This is a genomic window from Labrys sedimenti, assembly GCF_034424805.1.
GTDB classification, from domain to species: Bacteria; Pseudomonadota; Alphaproteobacteria; order Rhizobiales; family Labraceae; genus Labrys; species Labrys sedimenti.
Map to the genome: position 1 here is coordinate 1 of NZ_JAXOUF010000059.1, position 2,479 is coordinate 2,479.

Here is a 2,479-nt window from a genome sequence, read left to right on the forward strand (position 1 = left end):
CGCCCAAAACTGCCTCCAAAAAGCAGCCTTGAATCAATCCCGAGCCTTGCCGTCAAGCTTTGTCCACGAGGCCTAGGCCTCCTTCAGGGGATCAAGCGAATGTTGGCTTCCTTGCAGGCGGCGACGAAGGCGCTCCTGGCCTCATCAGGGTTGCCGAGGCCGGCTAGGACGTCGAGGCAAGTACGCCGGGCATCGATCGACTTTGGTCCGCTCAATTTGGGCCAGTCGTACCGCAGAAAATGCGAAGCCTCTTCTGTCGAGACGAGAACGCGGGATCGGCCAACACCGGTCTGAAATTGGACCGGTCGGCTCCAAGGTTGGGTATCCATGAATCACCTTTCGTCCGCCTGCTTGCCTTCGGGGCGGCGGATCAAATAGATTGTAGGGGTCTACAGCATGCCGGCGTCGCGCCGCCGCTCCAGATCGGCCGCATTCAGCATTTCGAGAAGATCGGCTGCCTGGGCGGCCTCGAATCCAATCACCTCAATGGCATCGATTATCGCCGGAAAGCCCGTAAATATATCGAAGACGGTCCATTTTCCGTCGTCTTCTATTCGAAGATCATAGCGTTTTGCCATGCTGGGCAGCCTAGCACGGAATATCGCGGCGTCCGAACTTATTTGCCAAGCGGCTTCCTGGAAAGGCAATCAAGACCACGACCTCATGCGGCTCTGTCGCACACGAAACTGCAATCTATGCGCGGCAACGAAATCCTCCGATTTTGGGGGAGTTCGATAGCATATCGACGAAACCCATATTCGGGTGCGCGGACATTGGATGTATCAGTATCGAGCTATCGACAGCGTCGGCGACACGGTCGAGTTTTTCTTTAGTGAGCATCGTGATCTGGCGGCTGCGAGGCGGCCCATCCGCAGGGCGTTCCAGCGCCACGACGGGCCCGAGCACATTGTCATCGACGGCAGCCAGACAAACCGGGAGTCCATCACGGCCAGTGACGGCGAAAGCCGGTTGCAAGATCGATCCCGTCATTGGTTTAAACCGATCCGCGTCCACCAGAGCCAATATCTGAACCACCGCATCGAGCAAGATCACCGGTGCATCAAGCGCCGAGTTCGACCTATGTGCGGATTCAACTCAATTGTCTGCGCGGCGACAATCCTGTCCGGTAGCGAGATGGTTCACATGATGCGCAAACGACAGGCAAGATACACCGACAATCCAGCCCCCCGCCTTCCGAGCATTTCGAAATCCTCCCCTTGTGATCGACCGGTGATAATGATCTTCGCTTCGCCACTCTGAATTTGGGACAGCCTCCCAGAAGTTCTGATGGAGCGACCGGAAGGCGGTCGACGCCGACGAATGACCGTCATGGCGACCAAGCAGGATTACGACCGTTTAGCTGCGGCCCTTGCCGCGATTGGGGCGACCAATCCTCGTCGGCTTTGAAGCCACCGGGAACTACCATCGTACGCTCGCCAACCGGCTGCCAACAGCCGGCTTCGAGCCGCGGCTGATTTCCTCGGTCGCGCCGGCCCGGACGCGCGAGGCGCTGCACAACGGGTGGACAGAACGATCCCAAGGATGCCCAGGTGATCCTGCACATGTTGCGGATCGGCGCCACGCAGGCTTATATCGATCCACCGGCCGCCAGCATCAACGATCTCCAGGAGTTATCGAAGACGCACGAGACAATCTCGATGACTAAGACGCGAACCTGGCACAGCATCCCGACTCACTATCTGCCGCTGTATTTTCCGGAGACCGCCCGCTTCGCCGGCAATAGCCGTTGAGATTGATTCCTGACCCTGATCGAGCGGCTCCCGACGGCATCACCGGGTTGGGGCGTGAGGCTTTCGTGGCCGAGGCCTTGCCCCTGGTCGGCCGCAAGGTCTTCAAGGCGCTGGTGATCATATCTACGAGATGGCCAGCGCGTCCATAGCCATGCCCGTGCCGGAACAGAGCACGGCCATCACGATGTTCCGCATGATCATTGCCCAGCGCGCGGCCTGATCCGGGAGCGCAACCGAATCGAGGAGATCGTGCAAGCCACGCTGGCCGATCATCACGACCATCAGTTGCTGCGGCAGATTCCAGGTATCAGACGCGGACGATGCCGATCGCCGCCGCGAGAGCGTTGATCAGGTGGGAACAGGTAGATCTTGGCTACGCCTCTCGCATGCCACTGCCGTCAATCAAGAGACTTGAAACGCAGCCAGGCCCGCTGGCTGCCCAGACTCTCATCATCGCCCCCATCCGCCTCGCCATTGAACCGGCCGGTGTGATTTTTGTCGATGAGAACGGCGAGGGGCCTGGAGTGAGGCTGCAGAAAGAAAAACCCAGCGCTTCGGCGTCGGGCTAAGGTGCGGTCGCGCGCGATAATGGGACATCGACGGGATATGCCACGCCAATATGCCATCCGAGTTACCTTGCGGTATCCCTACTGGATTGACTCCAACGTTTGGAACCCACGGTTTCTGGCGGCGATGATGGTATCCGGATCGGCGCGCCAGACGAAGGG

General features: G+C 59.2%; 5 protein-coding genes and 1 pseudogene. 3 read left to right on the forward strand and 3 right to left on the reverse strand.

All coding sequences use genetic code 11. The annotated features are described in order from the left end of the window. Positions 1-83: 83 nt before the first annotated feature. On the reverse strand, positions 84-329 hold the full coding sequence (locus tag U1R88_RS35810; protein WP_425545534.1) for a DUF982 domain-containing protein: 246 nt from the start codon (positions 327-329) through the stop codon (positions 84-86). 60 nt (positions 330-389) lie between these two features. Continuing rightward, positions 390-578 carry a hypothetical protein gene (locus tag U1R88_RS35285; RefSeq protein WP_322435531.1) on the reverse strand — a complete coding sequence of 63 codons (189 nt, stop codon included), beginning with the start codon at positions 576-578 and terminating at the stop codon, positions 390-392. 160 nt (positions 579-738) lie between these two features. Here U1R88_RS35285 and U1R88_RS35290 point away from each other — a divergent pair. Beyond that, positions 739-1,260, forward strand: a pseudogene (locus U1R88_RS35290) (DDE-type integrase/transposase/recombinase); the annotation flags it as partial. 290 nt (positions 1,261-1,550) lie between these two features. Continuing rightward, on the forward strand, positions 1,551-1,751 hold the full coding sequence (locus U1R88_RS35295) for a hypothetical protein (RefSeq protein WP_322435532.1): 201 nt from the start codon (positions 1,551-1,553) through the stop codon (positions 1,749-1,751). A 123-nt stretch (positions 1,752-1,874) separates the two neighbouring features. On the opposite strand, the gene U1R88_RS35300 is transcribed toward U1R88_RS35295, so the two are convergent. After that, positions 1,875-2,033 carry a hypothetical protein gene (locus U1R88_RS35300; protein ID WP_322435533.1) on the reverse strand — a complete coding sequence of 53 codons (159 nt, stop codon included), beginning with the start codon at positions 2,031-2,033 and terminating at the stop codon, positions 1,875-1,877. A gap of 38 nt (positions 2,034-2,071) precedes the next feature. Between U1R88_RS35300 and U1R88_RS35305 the strand changes: the two genes are divergently transcribed. Then, positions 2,072-2,320, forward strand: coding sequence for a transcriptional regulator (locus U1R88_RS35305; protein WP_322435534.1), 249 nt, complete (start codon positions 2,072-2,074; stop codon positions 2,318-2,320). The last annotated feature ends 159 nt before the right edge of the window (positions 2,321-2,479 follow it).